Here is a 21,841-nt window from a genome sequence, read left to right on the forward strand (position 1 = left end):
AGGCGCGGCGTCGCGCCTGAGGGATCTCTTTGGTCGTGGTGTGCCATTGCCTGGTTCACATCGCGACCTGTAATAAGGTACGCATAATGAAAATGAAAAAACTGGCTGCACTCTGTCTGAGTGCGGCGCTGCTGACAGGGCACACTCTGCCTGCCCTGGCCGATGTTAATCTGGTGCCACAGGATCTCTCCGCTGCACCCGTCGTGGCACCTGAATCGCTACAACGTCTGAGCTGGCAACCGCTGGCGGCCTCTCAGACCCAGACCACGACACTTTCGAACAGCGGCCAGACGCTGAACGCGCCACACATTGCCGGGTCGGTCGCGGCCTACAGTCTGCCCGCCAATATCGGCGAACTGACGCTGACGCTGAGCAGTGAAGTGGCGAACGGTCAGGTTTTCGCGCCGAACGTGCTGGTGCTGGATGAAAACCTGCGTCCCGCGGCCTGGTTCCCCAGCCGCTACTTTACCTATCAGAAGCCGGGCGTGATGGCGGCAGATCGACTGGAAGGGGTGATGAAGCTAACCCCGGCGCTGGGTCAGCAAAAAATCTACCTGCTGGTGTTCACCACCGACAGCGATCTGACGCAAACCACCACGCTGCTTGACCCGGCCAAGGCCTACGCCCAGGGCACCGGTCATGCGGTACCGGATATCCCCGATCCCGTCGCCCGCCACAGCCGGGAAGGCACGATCAAGCTGAAGATGCAGACCAGCTCCGGCTCATCCATTCTGGTCGGGCCGCTGTTTGGTTCATCCGGCCCGAGCGCGGTGACCGTCGGCAATACCGCACCTGCGGCAGCGTACAGCGCAGCACCGGCACCCGCCGCAGCGCCCGCGCCCAAAGCCCGCGCGGAACCGATCATGAGCGACACCGAGCGTTACTTTAATCAGAAGATCACCGAGGCGGTGAACAGCGGCAATATCGACAAGGCGCTGAAACTGCTGGATGAAGCCGAGCGGCTGGGTTCCACTTCTGCGCGGCAAACCTTTATCAGTAGTGTTAAAGGCAAGGGGTGAAGCTGCCCCGACAATACTGATGTTGTTCCATCTGGTGCGCTGCGGCGCACCTTTTTTTTGTTGCAGAGATCCTGATTGCATGACATGGCTGTTAAAGCAATCTCAGGATTGGGCGAATACAAATTCTTAAGTTGATTAAATCCTGAACAGCATCCGGTGTGTTTTTCAGATGCTCGTGCTCAGGGTGATCTTATCACTGTTGAGAGGCGCTGATTACAGTAGCAGCGTGCGAGCCGTTGCCGGCCCGCACGCTGTAATAACTGAAAATTATGTAAAACAGTCTGCGTCAGTCACGAGTCTGCGTCGCGCGTTAACCTTCAGTCGCGCAGTAGCCGCTTACGTCGTGCCGTCAGATCACGCAGCAGCGTGTCAGTGGCAGGATCGCTGAACAACGTTTCCAGCGGTACGCTCAGTTTGCGTCGCCAGTTCGGATATTCATCGCGGGTGCCCGGTATATTGACCGGCGCCGCCATATCCAGCCAGTCCTCCGGTTGCAGTCCCAACAGGGCGCTGTGACTGTCAGCCAGATAGTGCTGCATCGCCCGGTTTAATGCCTTGCTCATGCCGGTGCGACGTGCATCGCGTCCGGCACGTTTCGGCAGGGCACCAACGCGATGCAGACTCTGCAGCAGTGCCTGCTTCGCCCGCAGCCTATCCTGATATAGCCCGGCCAGCATCACCTTGTCGGGATAGAGGCCGAGTTGTGCGCCGGTGGTCAAATCATCGCTCTGCCACCAGCCACGCAGCGTCGGAAGATCGTGAGTGGTCGCGACCGCCATTGCCTGCCGTGGCCATTCGGCGGGCGGACGAAAACCATGGGCTGACTCCTGCTCAAAATAGAGCACCTTATAGGAGTAGACCCCGCCGTCCCTCAGCTTATCGACAATCGCCTCCGGCACGGTGCCGAGATCTTCGCCAATTACCATGCAGCGGTGACGCTGACTTTCCAGCGCCAGAATCGCCAGCAGATCGTCGATGGGATAGTGCACATAAGCCCCGTGCATCGCGCCCTCACCAGCCGGGATCCACCACAACCGCATCAGCGCCATCACATGGTCAATACGCAGCGCGCCGCAGTGGCGCATACTGGCGCGCAGCAGGGCGATCCACGGCTCCCAGGCGCGCTGCCGCATCACCTGCGGATCCATGGGCGGCAACCCCCAGTCCTGGCCGCGCGGACCGAGAATATCGGGTGGCGCACCGATGCTGGCCTCCATACAGTAGAGATCGCGCTCGCTCCAGGTCTCTGCGCCACCCTGCGCAACACCCACCGCCAGATCGCGGTAAAGGCCAATCGGCATCTGCTGCTGCTGGCAGATGTCCCAGCAGTCGGCAAACTGCTTCGCGGCCAGCCACTGCAGCCAGAGCCAGAAGCGCACCTGATCCTGATGTTGTTTCAAAAATGCCTGCACAGCCGGGGTACCGGGATTCTGCAACGCCTCCGGCCAGACTGGCCAGCCCCAGCGCCCGCTATCCTGTGCCATCTGGTCGGCGTGCAGCGCATCAAACAGCGCCTGATGCTGCAGGCTTTCGCCACCCTCCCGGATAAACACATTAAACGCCTGTACCTCTGAATCGGCGGCGTCACGCTGGGTGAACTGCGACCACGCCAGGCTCAGTGCCTGAATCTTCAGCCGGGTTACCGCCGCATAATCGACCCATTCGGCCGCGCGAGCCTGCTCCAGCGCCTGCTGCGTCTCCGGCAACTGCCACCATTCCTGCGCGGTGGCGCTCTGCCGGAAGTCAGTGACCGCGCCTACATCGATGTAGAGTACATTGAGCCAGCGTCGGGACGACGGGCTGTAAGGGCTTGCGCTCTCGGGGCAGGAAGGAAAGAGCGCATGGACAGGATTAAGACCGATAAACGCGCCGCCGCGTGCGGACACCTCTGGCAGCATCCTGCGCAGATCGCCAAAGTCGCCAATGCCCCAGTTTTCCGCCGAGCGCAGGGTATAGAGCTGCACGCAGGCGCCCCACAACGACTCACCCGCCAGCAGTGCAGGGGGTTCATAACAGCGGGCCGGAGCAATAATCACCCGGCACGACCACTGCTGTGCGCCCTGCTGCAGCGTCAGCTGGTGATAGCCTTCGGGCAGCGGCGGCAGATGCAGCGGCTGGGCGGGCTGGCAGCGACCTGAGCTGATCTCACCCGCCTCGCTGGTAAGATGCCAGTGGGCATCGTCGCTCAGCTGTGGCGACAGACTCAGCAGGTCGCCGCTGTGAAAAATGACTCCTGGCGGCAGCGGCGTGCTCAGCGGATGGGGAGGCTGCATCACCGCCAGCAAACGCTGGCGGGTCAGGGTCGGGATCGCCTGCGGCTTACCGTGCGCATTGATATACTCTGCGGCGATGCCTGCCAGCGAAAAATCGTCCAAAACTTTCATCACGTTCCTTAGCGTTTCGCTTGCCAGATGCGCTGCTGGTAATCGCGGATCGCACGATCGGAGCTGAACATGCCACAGCGCGCGGTATTGAGGATGGTGGCACGGGTCCAGGCCTCCTGATCGCTCCACAGCAGTTCCACCTGCGCCTGCGCGTTCAGATAGGGCTGGAAGTCAGCCAGCACCAGATAAGGATCGCCGCCTTCCGGACCGAGGCTGTGCAGCATCGCGTCAAAGGCGTGGAGGTCACCCTGGCTGAAGGTGCCATCTTCCAGCGTCTGTAAAACCCGATTGAGCTGCGGATCTTTTTTGCGCCACTGCGCCGGGGCATAGCCATCGGCTTTTAACGCCTTCACCTGTTCCACGGTATGTCCGAAGATAAAAATGTTCTCGCTGCCGACCTGCTCAGCGATCTCAACATTCGCCCCATCCAGTGTGCCGATGGTCAGCGCTCCGTTAAGCGCCAGCTTCATGTTACCGGTGCCGGAGGCCTCTTTACCGGCGGTAGAAATCTGTTCGGAGAGATCGGCGGCGGGAATCAGTCGCTCGGCAACGGAGACGTTGTAATCGGGAATAAACACCACTTTCAGGCGGTTGCCGATGCGCGGGTCCTGATTGATCACCCCGGCCACTTTATTGATGGCGTAGATGATGTTTTTCGCCAGCGCATAACCGGGCGCTGCTTTGGCACCAAACAGCACCACACGCGGCGCACGGTTTGCCTGCGGATCGGTGACCAGCGTCTGCCACAGCGCAATGATGTGCAGCAGGCTCAGATGCTGACGTTTGTACTCATGCAGGCGTTTGATCTGCACATCAAACAGCGCAGTGGGGTCGATTTCGATATCGGTACGGTTTTTGATCCAGCCGACCAGCGCCTGCTTATTCTGCTGCTTGATGGCGCGATATTCCGCGCGGAAGGCGGCGTCATCCGCAAAGGCTTCCAGTCCCTGCAGGGCATCAAGATCGTTCAGCCACGGCTTGTTGAGCGTTCGGGTGATCAGCGCACTTAGCGCCGGGTTGCACTGATTGATCCAGCGGCGCGGTGTGATGCCGTTGGTCACGTTATGGAATTTCTCCGGCCACAGCTGGTGATATTCCGGGAAGAGATCCTGCACCACCAGTTTCGAGTGCAGCGCCGCCACGCCGTTAACTGCAAAGCCGCTGGTAACGCAGAGGTTAGCCATCCGCAACTGGTTATTATGCACCAGCGCCAGTTTCGCCCATTTTGCTTCATCATCCGGCCAGCGCGCCGTGACAGCTGTTTTCAGCTGCGCGTTCAGGGTGTTGATAATCATCATATGGCGCGGCAGCAGGCTGCGCACCAGCCGGACATCCCAGCACTCCAGTGCTTCCGGCATCAGGGTATGGTTGGTATAGGCGAAGGTCTGTTGCGTAATCTGCCACGCGCGATCCCAGCTCAGCTGATGCTCATCCAGCAGCAGACGCATCAGTTCCGGGATTGCCAGCGTCGGATGAGTGTCGTTCAGCTGGATCACTTCGTAATCGGCCAGGGTTTCGATGCTGCGTCCGGCCCGATGATGACGACGCAGAATATCAGCCAGCGCGCAGGCGCACTGGAAATATTGCTGCATCAGACGCAGCTTTTTACCGTTCTGGTGATTGTCATTGGGATAGAGCACTTTGGTCAGTTTTTCTGCATCAATGCCCTGTTGCTCCGCGCGCAGAAAGTCACCGTCATTGAAGCGACTAAGATTAAACGGCTGCGCATGTTTCGCCTGCCACAAACGCAGTGGCTGACTGATGCCATTCTCAAAACCAACGACCGGCAGATCCCAGGCTTCACCAACCAGTTCAAACGCCGGCTGCCACTGCTGCTGCCCCGCAGCGGTCACCACTTTACCGCCCAGTCCAACGCTGACGTTGAGCGCAGCATTATGGTTAAACCACGGGTAGCAATCGCGTTGCCAGTCATCCGGGCCTTCAATCTGTGCGCCCTGTTCAAAGCGCTGGCGGAACAGTCCGTACTGATAGTTCAGACCATAGCCTGTCGCAGGCTGCCCCACATTCGCCATGGAATCCAGGAAGCAGGCGGCCAGACGACCGAGTCCGCCGTTGCCCAGCGCCGGATCCGTTTCGTTTTCCAGCACGTCGGTCAGTGAAATGTTCCAGGCCGACAGCGCGTCGTTAACCGCGTCATACCAGCCCAGGTTCAGCAGGTTGTTGCCGGTCAGGCGACCGATCAGAAACTCCATCGACAGGTAGTTAACATGGCGGAGATCTGTCGGGGCCGGGCGAGCGGGTTGTGCGGCCAGCATATCGGCCAGCGCACCGCTGAGAGCCTGCCACCATTGTGCGTGGATCATCTCCTGCGCATTGCGCAGGCCAAAACGCTGCCACTGACGGGTCAGGGCAGCGTTGAACTGAGTCGGGTTGAAATCGGGCTGTGTCATGGTTGATGTCCTGTAAAAACAGAAAATGGATCAATGTGCCGACAGTCTGCCCAGGCGGAAATCATTGCTCATCCTCCTGAAAAGAATTAGGGCAGGAGGATAGGGAGGGTGGAGAGGATGAGGCTAATCCGAAATCATCGCAGGAGTGTGATTGCGCACGCTTTTGTAAAGTTTAATTAATGGGTTTGCTTGCATTCATCTGACGAAATGCTGAACCTGTGTAAGGAATAATTACGAAGCGTAAAATAATGATGCGCTCGACAAATGGAGAAACGTGCGCCCATGTTAATACCCGCCAAACTCAGTCGCCCGGTGCGTCTTGAAGGCACCGTAATCCGCGAGAGATTGCTGCAAAAGCTCACCGCTGCCGGTAACTATCGGCTGGTGCTGGTGACCAGTCCGGCGGGCTACGGTAAAACCACACTGGTATCGCAATGGGCGGCGGGGAAAAGCGACCTGGGCTGGGTTTCTCTGGATGAGGGCGATAATCAGCCGGAACGCTTCGCCGATTACCTGATCGCGGCACTGCAACAGGCGACGCACGGCGGCTGTCCCCGCAGTGAGCTGCTGGCGCAGAAGCGGCAATATGTGAATCTCAATGCGCTGTTTTCACAGCTCTTTATCGAGCTGGTGGAGTGGCAGCAGCCGCTTTGGCTGATTGTTGATGACTACCATCTGATCACCAACCCGGTCATTCACGACGCGATGCGCTTTTTCCTGCGTCATCAGCCTGAAAATCTGACCCTGATTCTGATGTCACGTAACCTGCCGCAGCTCGGTATCGCGAACCTGCGGGTTCGTGAGCAATTGATCGAACTGGGCAGCCAGCAGCTGGCGTTTACCCATCAGGAAGCGCGCCAGTTTTTTGACTGCCGTCTGGCGGCCCCGCTTGAAAGCGAAGAGAGCAGTCGCCTCTGTGATGATGTCGCAGGCTGGGCAACGGCGCTGCAGCTGATTGTCTTGTCGGCACGTCAGGGAGCCAGTTCGGCTCAGCATTCCGCCCGACGTCTCTCGGGCATTAATGCCAGCCATCTCGCCGACTATCTGGTGGAAGAGGTGCTGGATAACGTCGATCTGCCGACCCGCCATTTTTTACTGAAAACCGCGCTGCTGCGCTCAATGAATGATGAACTGATCGCCTGCGTGACCCGTGAAGAGAACGGTCAGATGCGGCTGGAGGAGATTGAGCGACAGGGACTGTTTCTGCAGCGTATGGACGATTCCGGCTGCTGGTTCAGCTACCATCCGCTGTTCGGCAACTTCCTGCGTCAGCGCTGTCAGTGGGAACTGGCGGCGGAGCTGCCTGCGCTGCATCGAGCCGCAGCCGAGAGCTGGATGGCGCAGGGCTTTCCGGGCGAGGCGATTCACCATGCGCTTGCCTCAGGCGACGCTACCATGCTGCGGGACGTGCTGCTGAAGCACGCCTGGACGCTGTTTAATCAGAGCGAGCTGCCGCTGCTGGAGAACTCTTTAAAAGCGCTGCCGTGGGAGATGATGCTCGACAACCCGATGCTGGTGCTATTGCAGGCGTGGCTGATGCAGACTCAGCATCGCTTTTCAGAAGTCGACAGCCTGCTGGCGCGTTTTGAGCAGGCCAGCCACTGCGAGATAGATGCGGCACTGCGCGGTGAATTTAATGCATTGCGCGCTCAGGTGGCGATCAACGATGGCAATACCGATGAAGCGGAGCGGCTGGCGAAAGTGGCGCTCGATACTCTGCCCACCAGCCGTCACTACAGCCGCATTGTGGCAACTTCGGTGCATGGCGAGGTGATGCACTGCAAAGGCGAACTGGACGACTCACTCAAGCTGATGCGGCAGACCGAACAGATGGCGCGTCGCGATGAAATATGGCACTACGCGCTCTGGAGCCTGATTCAGCAGAGCGAAATCCTGTTTGCGCAGGGCTTTTTGCAGGCCGCCTGGGAGATCCAGAGCCGCGCCTTTGTGCTGGTGGAAGAGCAGCATCTGGCACAGTTCCCGCTGCATGAGTTTCTGCTGCGCATTCGCGCTCAGCTGCTGTGGGCCTGGGGCCGTCTGGAAGAGGCGGAACAGGCGGCGCGCGAAGGCATCAAGGTGCTGAATGGTTACCAGCCGCAGCAGCAGATTCAGTGTCTGGGATTGCTGGTGCAGTGCTCGCTGGCGCGCGGCAATATTGATAATGCCCGCAGCTATCTGAACCGGCTGGAAAACCTGCTGAACAACGGCAACTGGCACAGCGACTGGATCGCCAATGCCGATAAAGTCCGGGTGATTTACTGGCAGATGACGGGCGACAGTCAGAACGCCCGCGACTGGATGCGGCAGACACCTAAACCCGCCTTCGCCAACAACCATTTTCTGCAGGGACAGTGGCGTAACATCGCCCGCGCGCAGATTCTGCTGGGTGATGTCAGCCAGGCGGAAGTGGTGCTGGAGGAGCTGAATGAGAATGCCCGCGCCCTGCGCCTGATGAGCGATTTAAACCGTAATCTGCTGCTGCTCAATCAGATCTACTGGCAGACTGACCGCAAAGCGGAGGCGCAGCGCGTGCTGATTGAGGCGCTGAAACTGGCGCGCAGCACGGGCTTTATCAGCCATTTTGTCATTGAAGGCGAGATGATGGCGCAGCAACTGCGGCAGCTGATACAGCTTAATACCCTGAATGAGCTGGACAACCACCGCGCCCGCCGCATCCTGCTGGAGATCAACAAATATCACCGTCACAAGTTCGCCCATTTCGATGAAGGCTTTGTCAGCCGGTTGCTTAACCATCCTGACGTGCCGGAGCTGATTCGCACCAGCCCGCTGACGCAGCGCGAATGGCAGGTGCTGGGGTTAATCTATTCGGGCTACAGCAACGATCAAATTGCCGGTGAGCTGGCGGTAGCGTCTACCACGATCAAAACCCATATCCGTAATCTCTATCAGAAACTGGGCGTGTCACATCGCAGCGAAGCGATGAATCAGGTGCAGTCGCTTCTGAAAATGATGGGGTATGTTTGAGGGTATTGGTTGGACAGGTTAATTGCGCAATATCGCTGGCGATGCATTATCAGCATCACGTTATTACAGGCGTCTTTATCCAGTCTGCGCCTTGAAACGAAAAGCCTGGCGAATTGCTTAACCAAAAGAGAGACGTTATCACCCACCAGAAAAAGCCGGTGAAGTAAGGTAATCCTCTGTCGGCGTTCGTTATCCGAAGCTGTTACGACCAACGAATATTCCGCGAATGAACCTGTCTGAAAGTATAAGCAGAATGATCTATAGCTAAGAAAATTCTGTGTGCAAGCGTAACCAGCGCTATGTTAATATTTGCGCGCTTATTCAGCTCTCCTGCCGTGCGTAGTATTACCGGAACGCAGTATGACCCATAAATATCACCTGCATCATAATGTCGATGTGCTGCTTCTGCTGCGCCGCATCTGCCAGCTCGCCCTGGCGCTACTTATTCTGCTGTTTCTTCATCCCCCTATTGCGCTGGCCGGGACAAAAGATGACAAAGCTAATCGTATTGTTAGCGGCATCATCAGTTTCACTCACTGGCAAAATTTAAACAGGCCGCCTGAATTATGTGTTTTTACTTCAGCACGCCATCTCTCTTTGCCGGAAAACAGCGCCGCTGCGGCCGCGACATTCACCGTTCTCTATCTTGCGGGTGCAGGTGATTCTGCAATGCATCGATGCGATGCCATTTATTTCGGCGATCAGACACCGCAGCAGCAGGTGGACATTATTGAGAAGCTGAAGGGAAGAGCGGTGCTTACCCTTGCAGAGAACAATGCGGAATGCACGCTGGGCGCCGCTTTTTGTCTGATTTTTCAACCGGACCATACGCATTTTTCCGTTAACCTCGATTCACTTGCCAGAAGCGGTGTCAGAGTGAATCCGGATGTGCTTTTGCTCTCCCGCGAGGGAAGTGAATGAAATGAAATTCGATAAACTAAAGCACGATAAATCATCCATCCGCAATAAACTGCGCAAAATAAGCACCATCAATTCGGCGGTGATATTACTGTTGTGCTGGCTGTTGCTCTCATCGACGTCGCTGCTTTTTATTAAAAATTATGAGAAACGAAACCTCGAATTAATCGGCTCGACGCTAAGTACCACGCTCACCGCGGCAACCGTTTTTGCCGATAGCTACGATGCACGTAATAAAATCGAACGGCTTGGCAATGAAGGCATGTACGCTTCTGCGAAGCTGGTTACACGGGATCAGCTGGTTCTGGTCCAGTGGAATGCACAGCGGGAACAGACGGGCTGGTTTTCGCGGTTGCTGCGTGAGTGGATTTATCACAAACCACTTAACGTCGAGATTCTTCATGCTGACGTGGCTGTTGGTACGCTAATGCTGGAAGGGACCGTAACCGGCGCGGTGAGTTTCCTTCAATACTCATTCATGATTCTCTCCATAGGGATGCTCTGCGTACTGATTATCTCGCTGATGCTGAGTGAGTTTCTGCATCGGGGTATGATTGCGACACTGCGTACCATTACCAGTTCGATTCACTATGTCATTCATTCGGGTGATTTTTCCCTGCGTATTCCGGGTGGCCCAATCAGAGAATTTCAGCTCTTTTCAGATGACCTCAACTCCCTGCTGATGGAAATGCAATCACTGAAGGCGTCGCTGATGCGTGACAATCGCTCGCTGGCAGCTAAAGCCCTGTCCGATCCGCTGACCGGTCTTGCCAACCGCAGCGCCTTCTCTGCTCGCCTGACACAGCGCCTTGACCAGCCAGACGATCACGAGCGCTTTGCGCTGTTGTTTCTGGATGGCGATCGCTTCAAGAGCATCAATGATAACTGGGGCCATGCCGCCGGGGATGAGGTATTAAAAGCGATAGGATCGCGTCTTTTATCGCTGGCGACTGAACAGGATGTAGTCGCACGATTAGGGGGCGATGAATTTGCCATGCTGGTCAACAGCCGGACGAGTGAAGCGCAGTTACAGCAGCTCATGCAGCGCATTAATGACACCATTGGGGAACGCATCCTTATTACGGATGACATGCCGGTTACAACTTCGGTGACTATTGGCTACGCCTGGTCACGACCTGGCGATACGGTTGAATCGATCCTCGAACGTGCCGATATGAATATGTACAAAAACAAGCGAATAAATAGGGCGTAAATATGAAGAAAAACCTTTCCCTGCTATTGGTTACTCTGGCGCTGGTCGGTTGTCAGTCGAAAGCGCGTTTTAGCGACGCGCAAATCGCAGCGATGAAAAGCGCCGGATTCACGCAGAACCTGGAAGGCTGGGGATTAGGCTTATCTGATAAGATCCTGTTTGGTGTAAATGAATCAGAGCTGACACCCTCGAGTAAGCTCACCATTCGGGGAATGGCGAAAAGTCTGGCGTCGACCGGTATTGAGCATGTGCGCATCGACGGGCATACCGATAATTACGGCAAGCCGGATTATAATCAGCAGCTGTCGTTGAAAAGAGCAAACGCGGTCGCGGCTCAGTGGGCGGAAGGCGCGGCGATACCGCGTGAAAATGTTATGACGCGTGGCCTGGGCATGAGTGCACCGGTTGCCAGCAACAATAGCGCGCAGGGACGTGCGCAGAACCGGCGCGTGGCTATTGTCATCACCGCGCCGTAATTATTCAGCGGCCGCGTAATTTTGCGGCCCGCATTAAACATAGCGGATCGCCTGATTACCTATAGCGGGAAGCGTCGCTGAAAAGGGGGGCGGGATAGGGACGTGCACGGTGGGATCCACCGTGCATTTTGCCTGTCAGCGATAAAAGGCTGGTCTGGCTGGCATAGTTACCGGCACGATCCCGCCAGACGTTTGCGCCACGACGCAGGCATCGGCGGCGACGGCAGCGGCATAGCCATCCCACGCGGAGGGACCGGTCATCTCGCCGCTGATGACGTTGTTGATAAAGGCCTGCAACTCCACGTCATACGCATCGATAAAGCGCTTTTTCCAGTCCGTCAGAATGGTGGTGGAGAGCTTAGCCGCGCTGCGTAGCTGCACAGAGACCGGCTCCGGCAGGCGGGCAATGCCGCTTTCACCCACTACTTCACACTGAATGTCGTAACCATATTCACAGTTCACGAAAATTTCGACATCAATGCGTGCGCCTTTGGTGGTCTCAAGCAGCACGATCTGCGGGTCACGCAGGTGGGACGACGCCTTACGGGTTTTACGCGGGAAGATCACCTGCACGCTGGCATAGTCATCATTCAGCAGCCAGCGCAGCACATCGAGTTCGTGGATCAGCGTGTCAGTGATCGCCATGTCGGTGGTGTAGCTGTCGCCCACTTCCGGATTACGGTGCGCGCAGTGCAGCATCAGCGGCTCACCAATCTCGCCGCTGTCGATCACCGCTTTTAGTGCGCGATAGCCGCTGTCGTAAGGGCGCATAAACCCGACCTGCACCAGCTGACGTCCTGCCTTAATTTCTGCTTCCACAATGTTTATACAGCCCTGCGCGGTGACCGCCAGCGGTTTTTCGCAGAATACTGCTTTACCCGCCTCAATACAGGCCAGCACAAAGGCTTCATGCGTCGGGCCCCAGGAGGTAACCAGCACCGCGTTAACCTGTGGGTCGTTGATCAGATCAATCGCATTGTCATAAATGCGCGCTTCCGGCGTCAGTTCGTCAATAATCTGCTGGCAGTTGTCACGGTTGATATCGTTGAGTGCCACCACGCGCGCATTCTGTAAAACGGTACTGCAACGGCGGATATGTTCGCGGCCGATTGCGCCGGTGCCGATAACACCAATATTAATGGTCATAATGATTCCTTACGCTGAGTGGTTTAACAGCTGGATGCTGTTGCGAATTTCGCGGGTGATGTCCGCTTCCTGCCAGCTATTCATCACGGAGGAGAACGGCTCAAAGGCGTAAAGGCCGGTGTAGCCCATCTTCTCCAGGCGTTCGACCTGCTGTTTACTGCGCAATCTGTCATCTGCGCTGAGCATGATGCGTTCTTCGTCGGTGAGTTCGCTGACCGGGCGCGGGTCGGTGACACCGGAGAGGTGCACCAGACCGATTTGCTGAATGTCGATTCCCTGCTCAAAAGTCTGTTCGGCCTCTTCAAACAGATGATGATGAAAAGTGTCGATCAGCAAGCGGAAAGGCACGGCCGCCTCGCGGATCAGCGTCTGCGCCTGAGTCGCCGAACGCAGCGAGCTTTGCGGGAAACCCAGCGGTTCCACCAGCCCCTGAATGCCTGCCTCAGCGAACAGCGGGGCCAGGGTTTTCAGCGCGCTTACGGTGTCGGCAGCGCTGATGGGCGTGCCGTCGTTGAGCGGGCAGAGCACCAGCGATTCGGCGCCGACGGCCTGCGCATCGCTTAACAGCTGGCGGGCGCGTTGCAGCACCTCTTCATTCAGCTGGTTGAACGGGTAGAGCGCATTGATGGTAACAATCCGGATGCCTGACTCATGCGCCAGCGCTTTTACCTCATCGCCGCTGAGATCGTCGGTAACGCGTCCGCTGGGCATATCATTGCGCAGTTCGACATTATGAATACCGAGCTGGCTGACCAGTTTAAAAAACTGCGGGATACTCAGGCTGGGCGCTATTTTACGATTAACGCAAAAGCGCGCATTGGGAATATTCAGGCTCATAACGATTTCCTTAAATTATTGGTGAGGTGCTAAGGGCGGTCGGGTCGTCATGCCTCATGACACGGGCCGTTATTTATTTAACACAGAGCATGCAAAGGTTATTTTTTGCCGTTATAAAGCGCATAGAAATAGTGCTCGACCTGCTCAAGACTTCTTCCCCGGGTCTCGGGAATAAACTTCACAACAAATACAGAGCCGCCGATGCCAATCAGGGCGAATATAAAGAAGGCACCCGCCAGACCAAACGCGGCTAATAACAGCGGGAAGGCCATGGAGATGGCGAAATTGGCGATCCACAGTGAGAAGACCGCGCCACCCATACAGATGCCACGCATCCGGGCGGGGAAGATTTCCGACAGCAACAGCCAGGTGACCGGTGACAATGCGCCCTGCTGGAAGCAGAGAAACATCAACATGCCCGCCAGCACCAGATAAGCCCGCAGCAGGTTGACCGTGCCGTTGAGGTATTCCGGCATCAGCCAGCAGACCAGCCCGATAAAGAACAGGCAGCAGGTGCAGCCCATCTGACCGATTAATACCAGCGGGCGACGTCCCGTTTTGCCGATTAACCAGATACCCACCAGTGTCATCACTACCGAAATCACACCATTCGCAATGGTGGCAAACAGCGCGGCATCGTTGCTGAGTCCGGCTGCGGTCAGCATAGTAGGTGCGTAATACATAATGGTATTGACGCCAGTCAGCTGCTGAATCGCAGCGATGCCCACGCCCAGCAGGAAGATTTTCATCAGCCATGGCGTCGCGAGATCGCGCAGGCGGCCTTTACCTCGCTGCCGGTTCTCTTCGATGGTTTCTTCAATCTCTTCCAGTTCCCACTCCACATCTTCAGCGGCGCGGGTTTTTTCCAGCACCTCACGCGCTGCCTGACTGCGGCCTTTCATTACGTGCCAGCGCGGGGTTTCAGGCATAAATATCATGCCGATCCAGAGCAGAGCGGCGGGGACAATCGACAGCGCCAGCATCCAGCGCCAGGTATTTTCGCCGCCCCAGATATCGTTAAAGGTGGCGTTGGAGATATACGCCAGCAGCTGACCGCTGACGATCATCAGTTCCTGCAGGGTGACCAGCTGGCCACGTTTATTGGCGGGGGCGATTTCTGCGATGTAGACCGGCACGGTCGCGGCAGCCCCCCCCACGGCAAAGCCCAGGAACAGGCGAGAAGCGATCATCCAGGTGACATCAGGCGCCAGCGCAGAGCCGACAGCGCCAAAGGCGAAGATCAGCGCCAGCGCAATGATGATGCGGCGTCTGCCCAGACCATCCGCCAGATGACCGGCTGCCAGCGCGCCGAAGGCGGCACCAAACAGCAGGGAGCTGGTGACCAGCCCGGTGGTAAACGGGGTAAGATGCAAATCGCCGCGCATAAACAGTAACGCGCCCGAAACCACGCCGGTGTCATAACCAAACAGCAATCCACCCAGGGTAGCAACCAGCGCAATAATCTTCACAAAAGGCTCGGTGCGGGTGGCGCTATTTGGACCGGAGGCCGGGTTCGACGAGATATAAAGTTCTTTTTCCATGAATACTCCTGGCAATAACAACAAAGACAAAACGTCAGAACATGAAGAAGCCATCACCCTACTGATATTTTTATTTCGGGTTAAATTATATTTGAAACTTAGTTTTCATTATGTGAGCTCAAGCCTTTCGCGTTTTTTATTTTGATGGGATTCCATCAAATCCCAAATAAGCCCTTTGAAGTTAAAGGGATTATTTGGGGGAATAACAGATTGGGGGTATTTCAGACGGGGCAGAACAGTCAGGAATGCACGGCGGCAAAAAGAAAATAAAAAGGGTCAGGATGAAACATCCCAACCGCAGTCAAAAAAACAGGCCGGTGTCAGCGAATGGCCAGGGCGTTTAGCGCTGATAATAGCGCGTCCACTTTTGGCAGGAACTGTTTGCGGCGTGGCCACACCACGCTCAGCGTCAGCCCGTCGGGCTGTAACTGCGGCATAATAATTTCCAGTTCACTGGCGGCCACGGCGCGCTGAATCAACCATGAGGGCATCTGCGCGACACCCAGCCCGGCAATGACTGCCTGAAGCTGTGCATCGACGTCGCCCAGCGCCAGCCGGTAGGGCACGTCGCGCCAGTGGGGCTGTCCATCTTCGGTGGTAAATAGCCAGGGTTTGGTTGTGCCATCCACACGCTCATAAAGAATGGCGGGATGGTTCAGCAGCGCTGCTTCATTTTCAGGACGGCCTTCCCGGGCCAGATAAGCGGGAGAGGCACAGAACTGCATCTTCTCGCGACCCATGTTACGCCAGCCCAGCGACGCGGGAAGGTCGGGTGCACCGCCGATCCGCACCGCCACATCCACGCCTTCCTCAAACAGGTCAACAAAGCGATCGGACAAACTCAGGCTCAGTGCCAGCTCTGGATTTTGCTGGCAGAAGGGCATCAGCAGCGGCATGACGTTGAGGCGGCCATAGGTGGTGGGCACCGCCAGACGCAGCCGGCCGGAAGGAATGGTGCGCTGAGCCGCCAGTACCGCCTCGGCTTCGGCCAGATCCTCCAGCACCCGCAGACAGGTCTGATAATAGGCGCTGCCCGCGTCGGTCAGATTCAGGCTACGCGTGGTGCGCTCCAGCAGCCGCGAGCCTAAGCGCGCTTCCAGTCGGCTGATGCTCTTGCTGACCGCCGAGCCGGTCACGTGCAGACGTTCAGCCGCGGCGGTAAAGCTGCCACACTCCACGCTGGCGACAAACGGGAGAATATCTTTAAGGCGATGATCGTGCATCGATTAGTGAACTCAGGTTGAGAATGCTGTGAATAAATGCCAGAGATAAGAACTGAATTCTCTATTAGGCTTAGCATTACGCAAAACGAGGAGAAATCAAATGAAAAAGCACGCTTTAATTGTGGGCATCAGCGGCGTTATTGGTCGCGCACTGGCAGATAAATTACAGCAGGAAGGCTGGCAGGTCAGTGGCCTGTCACGCGGACGTGGTGCCGTACCTGAAGGCGCAACCAGCCTGACAGCCGATCTGACCGATGCAGAGGCTGTCCGTGAAGCACTGAAAGAGGTAAAACCGGATGCGCTGTTTTTCAGCGTCTGGGCGCGTCAGGAAAATGAGAAAGAGAATATCCGCGTCAACGGCGGCATGGTTCGCAATGTGATTGAAGCACTCGGTGAACGCCTCAAAGGTTCGCACGTCGCGCTGGTGACCGGACTGAAGCACTATCTGGGTCCGTTTGAAGCCTACGGTAAAGGCGCCGTGCCGGTTACGCCGTTCCGTGAAGAGCAGGGGCGTCAGCCGGTCGATAACTTTTATTATGCGCAGGAAGATGAAGTGTTCGCGGGCGCAGATAAGTATGACTATCGCTGGAGCGTGCACCGTCCGCATACCATCATCGGCTATGCCGTAGGCAATGCGATGAACATGGGACAGACGCTGGCGGTTTATGCGACGCTGTGCAAAGAGAAGGGCTGGCCGTTTATCTTCCCGGGTTCGCCAGAGCAGTGGAATGGTGTCGCTGATATGACCGATGCGGGTCTGCTGGCCGAGCAATTGCATTGGGCGGCAACGTCACCAAACGCCGCTAATCAGGATTTCAACGCGGTAAATGGCGATGTGTTCCGCTGGAACTGGATGTGGCCAAAACTGGCTGACTATTTCGGTATCGAAGCTGCAGACTACCCGGCGAAGATGATGCCGCTGGAAGATCGCATGCAGGAAGCTGAGAGCGCATGGCGGGCAATAGCAGAGCAGCATCAGCTGCGTGAGGCCGATGTGACTAAGCTGGCCTCGTGGTGGCATACCGATGCCGACCTGGGTCGTCCGATGGAAGCCTTTACCGACATGAGTAAGAGCCGCAAAGCGGGCTTTACCGGCTATCGCAGTACGCTGGACTCCTTTACACAGCTGTTTGATAAGCTGAAAGCGGAAAAAGTCATCCCGAAATAAACCCAGCAGGCGCCGCATCAGGCGCCTGTTTCGTTTCTGGCAGATAGCTATACTCTGACACCTAATCAGTGAATGGAGGAGTGAATCCTATGGCGACATGTTTCATTATCGGGGCGGCAGGTAAGGTTGGCCAAAAGCTGACCCGTCAGCTGAGCAACAAAGGCCACACTGTCACGGCAATGCACCGCAAGCCGGAACAGGCTGAGTCCCTGCAGGCCGCAGGCGCTAAGCCTGTCGCGGGCGATATTCAGCAGCTGAGCGTGACGGCGCTGGCAGAGTTGATGGCCGGTCACGACGTGGCGGTCTTTACAGCGGGTGCGGGCGGTGCCGGTATCGCGCTGACCAATGCCATTGACGGTGAAGGGCTGAAGCTGGCGGTCGCCGCCGCAGAGCAGGCTGGCGTGTCACGCTTTATGCTGGTATCCGCTTTTCCGGATGCGGGCCGCGGTAAAACGCCGTCTGAGGGATTTGAGAACTATATGCGGGTGAAACGCCTGGCGGATGTGGAACTGGTGGCGAGCAAGCTGGAGTGGGTGATCCTGCGGCCTGGCACGCTGACCGATGAGGCTGGTACGGGTCGGGTGCATGCAGATCTGGCGATCCCCTATGGTGAGATCCCGCGCGAAGATGTGGCAGCGACGCTGGTCGGTCTGATTGAGAATCCGGCGATTAAGTATCAGATTATCGAACTCACCAAAGGTGAGGTGCAGATCGATATGGCGTTGCAGCGGTTGCAGCGCGGTTAACAGGGTCCGATAGCGGCGCTTTAGTTTACCTGGGAAGGTAGGGCTGGGTTAGCGCTTTGATCGAGGCTGCTCAGGAAACGCGGTCAGATCGGAAAGACGCAAAAGCCGCCATCCATGGCACGCTCGGCCCGCGCCGTCCTGGCGCGGGACGCTTTCCTCCTCTGACCGTGTTTCCTGCGCGTTAAGCTAAGGTGTTGCTGTCAGATTTATGCTGCTTTCATTGTCGCTATGCGCCGGGCTAAAAAGTTGCTGCTGGATTTATATTGAGTCGGGATTCCGTTCCCTGCGCATGCTTACTCTTACAGCCATCCGCTCCTTAAATCTGTCAGTCCGCATCACAAAAAAGCCCCGAGACCGGGGCTTTTTTCTTATCTGACGCAGCTTTTACTTCACGCATTTCGCGCAGTGCGCGCGCTCAATGTGCTGGAAGAAGTCGTTACCTTTGTCATCGACCAGGATAAAGGCAGGGAAGTTCTCCACCTCGATTTTCCAGATCGCTTCCATTCCCAGCTCCGGATACTCCACGCATTCCAGACTTTTGATGCTCTGCTGCGCCAGCACCGCGGCCGGGCCACCGATGCTGCCCAGATAGAAGCCGCCATGTTTATGACAGGCATCCGTCACCTGCTGGCTGCGGTTGCCTTTTGCCAGCATGATTTTGCTGCCGCCGTGAGCCTGCAGCAGATCGACGTAGGAGTCCATGCGGCCTGCGGTGGTCGGGCCGAGTGAACCAGACGCATAACCTTCGGGCGTTTTGGCCGGACCGGCGTAATAGACCGGATGATCCTTTATGTACTGCGGTAATCCTTCGCCGTTATCGATGCGCTCTTTGAGTTTGGCATGAGCAATGTCACGCGCCACGATAATGGTGCCGGTCAGTGACAGGCGGGTAGAGACCGGATACGCAGAAAGCTGCGCCAGAATCTGCTCCATTGGACGGTTAAGATCAACCTGCAACACCTCACCTTCACCCTGCTGACGCAGCGCTTCCGGGATCAGGCGACCTGGGTTGGCTTCCAGCTTTTCAATCCAGATACCTTCGCGGTTAATCTTCGCTTTAATATTACGGTCAGCCGAGCAGGAGACGCCCATGCCGATCGGGCATGACGCGCCGTGACGCGGCAGACGCACCACGCGGATGTCGTGCGCGAAATATTTGCCGCCAAACTGCGCGCCAAGGCCGAGCTGCTGCGCCGCTTCCAGCAGCTCCTGCTCAAGCTGAACGTCACGGAAAGCCTGACCGTGCTCGTTGCCTTCAGTCGGTAAGCCGTCGTAATAGTGCGTCGAGGCGAGCTTAACGGTTTTCAGGGTGCTTTCAGCCGAGGTGCCGCCGATAACAAACGCAATATGGTAAGGCGGGCAGGCTGCGGTGCCGAGGGTACGCATCTTATCCACCAGGTAATTTTTCAGCTTGCCGGGGCTCAGCAGCGCTTTGGTTTCCTGATAGAGATAGGTTTTGTTAGCGGAGCCGCCACCTTTGGCGATACAGAGGAATTTATACTCATCGCCATCGACGCTGTAGAGGTCGATCTGCGCCGGCAGGTTAGTGCCGGTGTTCACCTCTTTGTACATATCCAGCGCGGCATTCTGTGAATAGCGCAGGTTATCTTCGATGTAGGTGTTGTAGATACCCTGTGACAGCGCGGCCTCGTCGCCACCGCCGGTCCAGACGCGCTGGCCCTTTTTGCCCATGATGATCGCGGTGCCGGTATCCTGACAGGTCGGCAGCACGCCTTTGGCGGCAATTTCAGAGTTTCTTAAAAACTGCAGGGCGACATATTTGTCATTGTCGCTGGCTTCCGGGTCATTAAGGATAGAAGCCACCTGCTGCTGGTGGGCCGGACGCAGCATGAAAGAGGCGTCGTGGAACGCCTGCTGGCTCAGCAAGGTCAGCGCCTGCGGGTCGACTTTAAGGATCTCCTGACCCTCAAACTCGGCGACCGAGACATGCTCCCGAGTCAGCAAGTAGTATTCAGTATCTTCGTGGGACAGCGGAAAAGGGTTCTGATAGACAAAAGGTTTGTTCGACATTTTTTCTCACTTAATGACCGGCTGAACCTCCGCGGGCAGGCTGCGGGGCGCAACATCATAGGCGAATTCATTGTTTATTATGCTTCCCCGCTGCGGGTGCAGCGGGGAAGTGAAGGAATGGTATCTTATAACGCGTTGATCTGCATGTTGTATCCGTCAGAACATCCACACCATCCACGGATAAGCAATCACCATCATAGAGACCAGGAAGATGGCACCGAAGATGGTACCCAGACGCCAGTAATCTTTTGTCGGCAGATAACCGCTGCCGTAATAAATCGGGCTTGGGCCAGTACCGTAGGGCGTGATGATGCCCATCACACCCAGAGAGGTACACAGCATCAGGCAGAAGACTGGCATATTGATGCCCGGGATTGACGCTGCAATGGTCAGCATGGCCGGTAACAGGGCAGTAGTATGTGCCGTGGTACTGGCAAACAGGTAGTGGAGCAGGAAGAAGGCGATTAATAGCACCACGGCTGAAATCTGTGGGTCATAGCCCTGCAGCAGCATGCCTCCCTCTTTACCTAGCCAGGCGATGAAGCCGACGCGGGCCAGGCCATCAGCCAGCGCCACCAGCGTTGCGAACCAGGCGAATGTATTCCAGGCCGGCTTGTTGCTGGTAATGTCGTTCCAGTTCAGGACGCCGGTCCACAGCATCAGTACCACCACCAGCAGCGCAGCCATCGCAGGCTCAATCCACGAGGTGGCGAAGATCCACATCAGCAGGGCACAGACTACAAACACCAGCAGCAGGATTTCATTGCGTGTCAGGCGGCCCAGTTTCTCCAGTTCAGCGATAGCCCATTTCGGCACTTCATCATTGATTTTGACTTCTGGCGGATAGAACCAGTAAGCCAGCAGCGGCATGGTCAGAATCAGCAGCACGCCCAGCGGCAGGAAGGCCAGGAACCACATACCCCATGAGATATCAAAACCGATGATGCTTTTCACCAGCGCCAGTGCCAGCAGGTTAGGTGCCAGCGCTGAGAGGAACATCGAACTGGTGATACAGGCTGCGGTGATCGCGACCCACATCAGATACGAACCGATCTTACGGGCGCTCGGGTCGTTGGGTTTAGAGCCGTAAAGCGGAGGCAGGTTAGCAATAATCGGATAGATAGTACCGCCACTGCGCGCGGTGTTTGAGGGGGTAAACGGTGCCAGAAGCAGGTCAGCGAAGGTAATGGCATAGCCCAGCGTCAGGCTGCGGCGACCCAGATATTTCACCAGAATCAGGGCCAGACGACGACCAAACTGCGTCTTGTCATACCCGGCGGCGAACATAAAGGCACCGAAGATGAGCCAGACCGTGGAGTTACCGAAACCGCTGACCGCCCACTTAAAGGACTCACTGGCGACTTTGAATTTCGGGTTAGCCAGTTCCTCCGGGCTGAAGAGGACAAACTGACTGAACAGCGCGATGGCCACGACGCCGGTCAGGCCGATAACGGCACCGGGCAGCGGCTCAAAGATCAATCCGACAATCACGCCGACAAAGATGGCGAAGAAGTGCCAGGCATAGGGTTCGAGACCGGCCGGTGTTGGCACCAGCAACAGCAACACAGCAACGATGACTGGCAGAGCCAGCATGATAGCTTTCTTTTTACCCGCCGCCGCAGGGGCAGCTTTAGGGGGTTCAGTTACAGCTGAGAGTGGTTTCATAGTATTTTATCTGCACGTTGAGAAGAATGCGATTTGCGCCCCGGACCTTCACTGATGACTTTCTTATTTATTCTTAAT

Annotated in this window: 15 protein-coding genes; 7 read left to right on the forward strand and 8 right to left on the reverse strand. The window is 56.7% G+C overall.

Annotation, left to right across the window (positions count from 1 at the left end):
• Positions 1-86: 86 nt before the first annotated feature.
• On the forward strand, positions 87-1,019 hold the full coding sequence (gene malM / locus N1689_RS07880; RefSeq protein ID WP_222925811.1) for a maltose operon protein MalM: 933 nt from the start codon (positions 87-89) through the stop codon (positions 1,017-1,019).
• Positions 1,020-1,336: 317 nt separating this feature from the next.
• Here malM and malQ read toward each other — a convergent pair whose 3' ends face one another.
• Positions 1,337-3,403, reverse strand: coding sequence for a 4-alpha-glucanotransferase (gene malQ / locus N1689_RS07885; protein ID WP_260058474.1), 2,067 nt, complete (start codon positions 3,401-3,403; stop codon positions 1,337-1,339).
• Between the two features lie 8 nt (positions 3,404-3,411).
• Positions 3,412-5,814: a maltodextrin phosphorylase gene (gene malP / locus N1689_RS07890; protein WP_260058476.1), complete on the reverse strand. Its 2,403-nt coding sequence runs from the start codon at positions 5,812-5,814 to the stop codon at positions 3,412-3,414.
• A 282-nt stretch (positions 5,815-6,096) separates the two neighbouring features.
• On the opposite strand from malP, the gene malT reads away from it, so the two are divergent.
• The 4 genes from malT (at position 6,097) to N1689_RS07910 (ending at position 11,406) form a co-directional block, all read left to right on the forward strand.
• On the forward strand, positions 6,097-8,799 hold the full coding sequence (malT, locus tag N1689_RS07895; RefSeq protein ID WP_161736169.1) for an HTH-type transcriptional regulator MalT: 2,703 nt from the start codon (positions 6,097-6,099) through the stop codon (positions 8,797-8,799).
• A gap of 360 nt (positions 8,800-9,159) precedes the next feature.
• Positions 9,160-9,720: a YfiR family protein gene (locus N1689_RS07900; RefSeq protein WP_161736168.1), complete on the forward strand. Its 561-nt coding sequence runs from the start codon at positions 9,160-9,162 to the stop codon at positions 9,718-9,720.
• A 1-nt stretch (position 9,721) separates the two neighbouring features.
• The gene (locus N1689_RS07905; protein ID WP_222925806.1) at positions 9,722-10,930 is read left to right on the forward strand and encodes a diguanylate cyclase domain-containing protein; all 1,209 of its coding nucleotides are present in this window, start codon (positions 9,722-9,724) and stop codon (positions 10,928-10,930) included.
• Positions 10,931-10,932: 2 nt separating this feature from the next.
• Positions 10,933-11,406 carry an OmpA family protein gene (locus N1689_RS07910; RefSeq protein ID WP_260058481.1) on the forward strand — a complete coding sequence of 158 codons (474 nt, stop codon included), beginning with the start codon at positions 10,933-10,935 and terminating at the stop codon, positions 11,404-11,406.
• Positions 11,407-11,541: 135 nt separating this feature from the next.
• On the opposite strand, the gene N1689_RS07915 is transcribed toward N1689_RS07910, so the two are convergent.
• The 4 genes from N1689_RS07915 to N1689_RS07930 all read right to left on the reverse strand — a co-directional run bounded on the left by N1689_RS07915 (position 11,542) and on the right by N1689_RS07930 (position 16,153).
• Positions 11,542-12,552 (reverse strand): Gfo/Idh/MocA family protein, encoded by a 1,011-nt coding sequence (locus N1689_RS07915; RefSeq protein ID WP_260058483.1) that lies wholly within the window; start codon positions 12,550-12,552, stop codon positions 11,542-11,544.
• Between the two features lie 9 nt (positions 12,553-12,561).
• Positions 12,562-13,389: a TIM barrel protein gene (locus N1689_RS07920; protein ID WP_305884798.1), complete on the reverse strand. Its 828-nt coding sequence runs from the start codon at positions 13,387-13,389 to the stop codon at positions 12,562-12,564.
• Between the two features lie 98 nt (positions 13,390-13,487).
• Positions 13,488-14,930 carry a sugar porter family MFS transporter gene (locus tag N1689_RS07925; RefSeq protein ID WP_161736163.1) on the reverse strand — a complete coding sequence of 481 codons (1,443 nt, stop codon included), beginning with the start codon at positions 14,928-14,930 and terminating at the stop codon, positions 13,488-13,490.
• 320 nt (positions 14,931-15,250) lie between these two features.
• Positions 15,251-16,153 (reverse strand): LysR family transcriptional regulator, encoded by a 903-nt coding sequence (locus tag N1689_RS07930; protein WP_260058484.1) that lies wholly within the window; start codon positions 16,151-16,153, stop codon positions 15,251-15,253.
• Positions 16,154-16,253: 100 nt separating this feature from the next.
• Between N1689_RS07930 and N1689_RS07935 the strand changes: the two genes are divergently transcribed.
• The gene (locus tag N1689_RS07935) at positions 16,254-17,321 is read left to right on the forward strand and encodes an SDR family oxidoreductase (RefSeq protein WP_222925802.1); all 1,068 of its coding nucleotides are present in this window, start codon (positions 16,254-16,256) and stop codon (positions 17,319-17,321) included.
• Positions 17,322-17,410: 89 nt separating this feature from the next.
• Complete coding sequence (locus N1689_RS07940; RefSeq protein WP_222925801.1) at positions 17,411-18,067, forward strand: NAD(P)-binding oxidoreductase; 657 nt, start codon at positions 17,411-17,413, stop codon at positions 18,065-18,067.
• A gap of 384 nt (positions 18,068-18,451) precedes the next feature.
• Here the strand turns inward: N1689_RS07940 and fumA are convergent, their stop codons facing one another.
• Both fumA and N1689_RS07950 read right to left on the reverse strand, forming a co-directional pair.
• Positions 18,452-20,098, reverse strand: a complete 1,647-nt coding sequence (gene fumA / locus N1689_RS07945; protein ID WP_222925866.1) for a class I fumarate hydratase FumA — start codon at positions 20,096-20,098, stop codon at positions 18,452-18,454.
• A 156-nt stretch (positions 20,099-20,254) separates the two neighbouring features.
• Positions 20,255-21,763 (reverse strand): anion permease, encoded by a 1,509-nt coding sequence (locus N1689_RS07950; protein WP_161736158.1) that lies wholly within the window; start codon positions 21,761-21,763, stop codon positions 20,255-20,257.
• Positions 21,764-21,841: the final 78 nt, after the last annotated feature.

The sequence above is a fragment of the Pantoea sp. XY16 genome (genome assembly GCF_025153065.1).
Classification (GTDB): Bacteria; Pseudomonadota; Gammaproteobacteria; order Enterobacterales; family Enterobacteriaceae; genus Pantoea; species Pantoea alfalfae.

Excerpts from the sequence above, each read along its gene's own strand:
- N1689_RS07920 (WP_305884798.1), bottom strand. The coding sequence starts at position 13,389 with ATGAGCCTGAATATTCCCAATGCGCGCTTTTGCGTTAATCGTAAAATA.
- N1689_RS07950 (WP_161736158.1), bottom strand. The coding sequence starts at position 21,763 with ATGAAACCACTCTCAGCTGTAACTGAACCCCCTAAAGCTGCCCCTGCG.
- malM (WP_222925811.1), top strand. The coding sequence starts at position 87 with ATGAAAATGAAAAAACTGGCTGCACTCTGTCTGAGTGCGGCGCTGCTG.
- malQ (WP_260058474.1), bottom strand. The coding sequence starts at position 3,403 with ATGAAAGTTTTGGACGATTTTTCGCTGGCAGGCATCGCCGCAGAGTAT.
- N1689_RS07900 (WP_161736168.1), top strand. The coding sequence starts at position 9,160 with ATGACCCATAAATATCACCTGCATCATAATGTCGATGTGCTGCTTCTG.
- N1689_RS07935 (WP_222925802.1), top strand. The coding sequence starts at position 16,254 with ATGAAAAAGCACGCTTTAATTGTGGGCATCAGCGGCGTTATTGGTCGC.
- N1689_RS07925 (WP_161736163.1), bottom strand. The coding sequence starts at position 14,930 with ATGGAAAAAGAACTTTATATCTCGTCGAACCCGGCCTCCGGTCCAAAT.
- fumA (WP_222925866.1), bottom strand. The coding sequence starts at position 20,098 with ATGTCGAACAAACCTTTTGTCTATCAGAACCCTTTTCCGCTGTCCCAC.
- malP (WP_260058476.1), bottom strand. The coding sequence starts at position 5,814 with ATGACACAGCCCGATTTCAACCCGACTCAGTTCAACGCTGCCCTGACC.
- N1689_RS07910 (WP_260058481.1), top strand. The coding sequence starts at position 10,933 with ATGAAGAAAAACCTTTCCCTGCTATTGGTTACTCTGGCGCTGGTCGGT.
- N1689_RS07915 (WP_260058483.1), bottom strand. The coding sequence starts at position 12,552 with ATGACCATTAATATTGGTGTTATCGGCACCGGCGCAATCGGCCGCGAA.
- N1689_RS07930 (WP_260058484.1), bottom strand. The coding sequence starts at position 16,153 with ATGCACGATCATCGCCTTAAAGATATTCTCCCGTTTGTCGCCAGCGTG.
- malT (WP_161736169.1), top strand. The coding sequence starts at position 6,097 with ATGTTAATACCCGCCAAACTCAGTCGCCCGGTGCGTCTTGAAGGCACC.
- N1689_RS07905 (WP_222925806.1), top strand. The coding sequence starts at position 9,722 with ATGAAATTCGATAAACTAAAGCACGATAAATCATCCATCCGCAATAAA.
- N1689_RS07940 (WP_222925801.1), top strand. The coding sequence starts at position 17,411 with ATGGCGACATGTTTCATTATCGGGGCGGCAGGTAAGGTTGGCCAAAAG.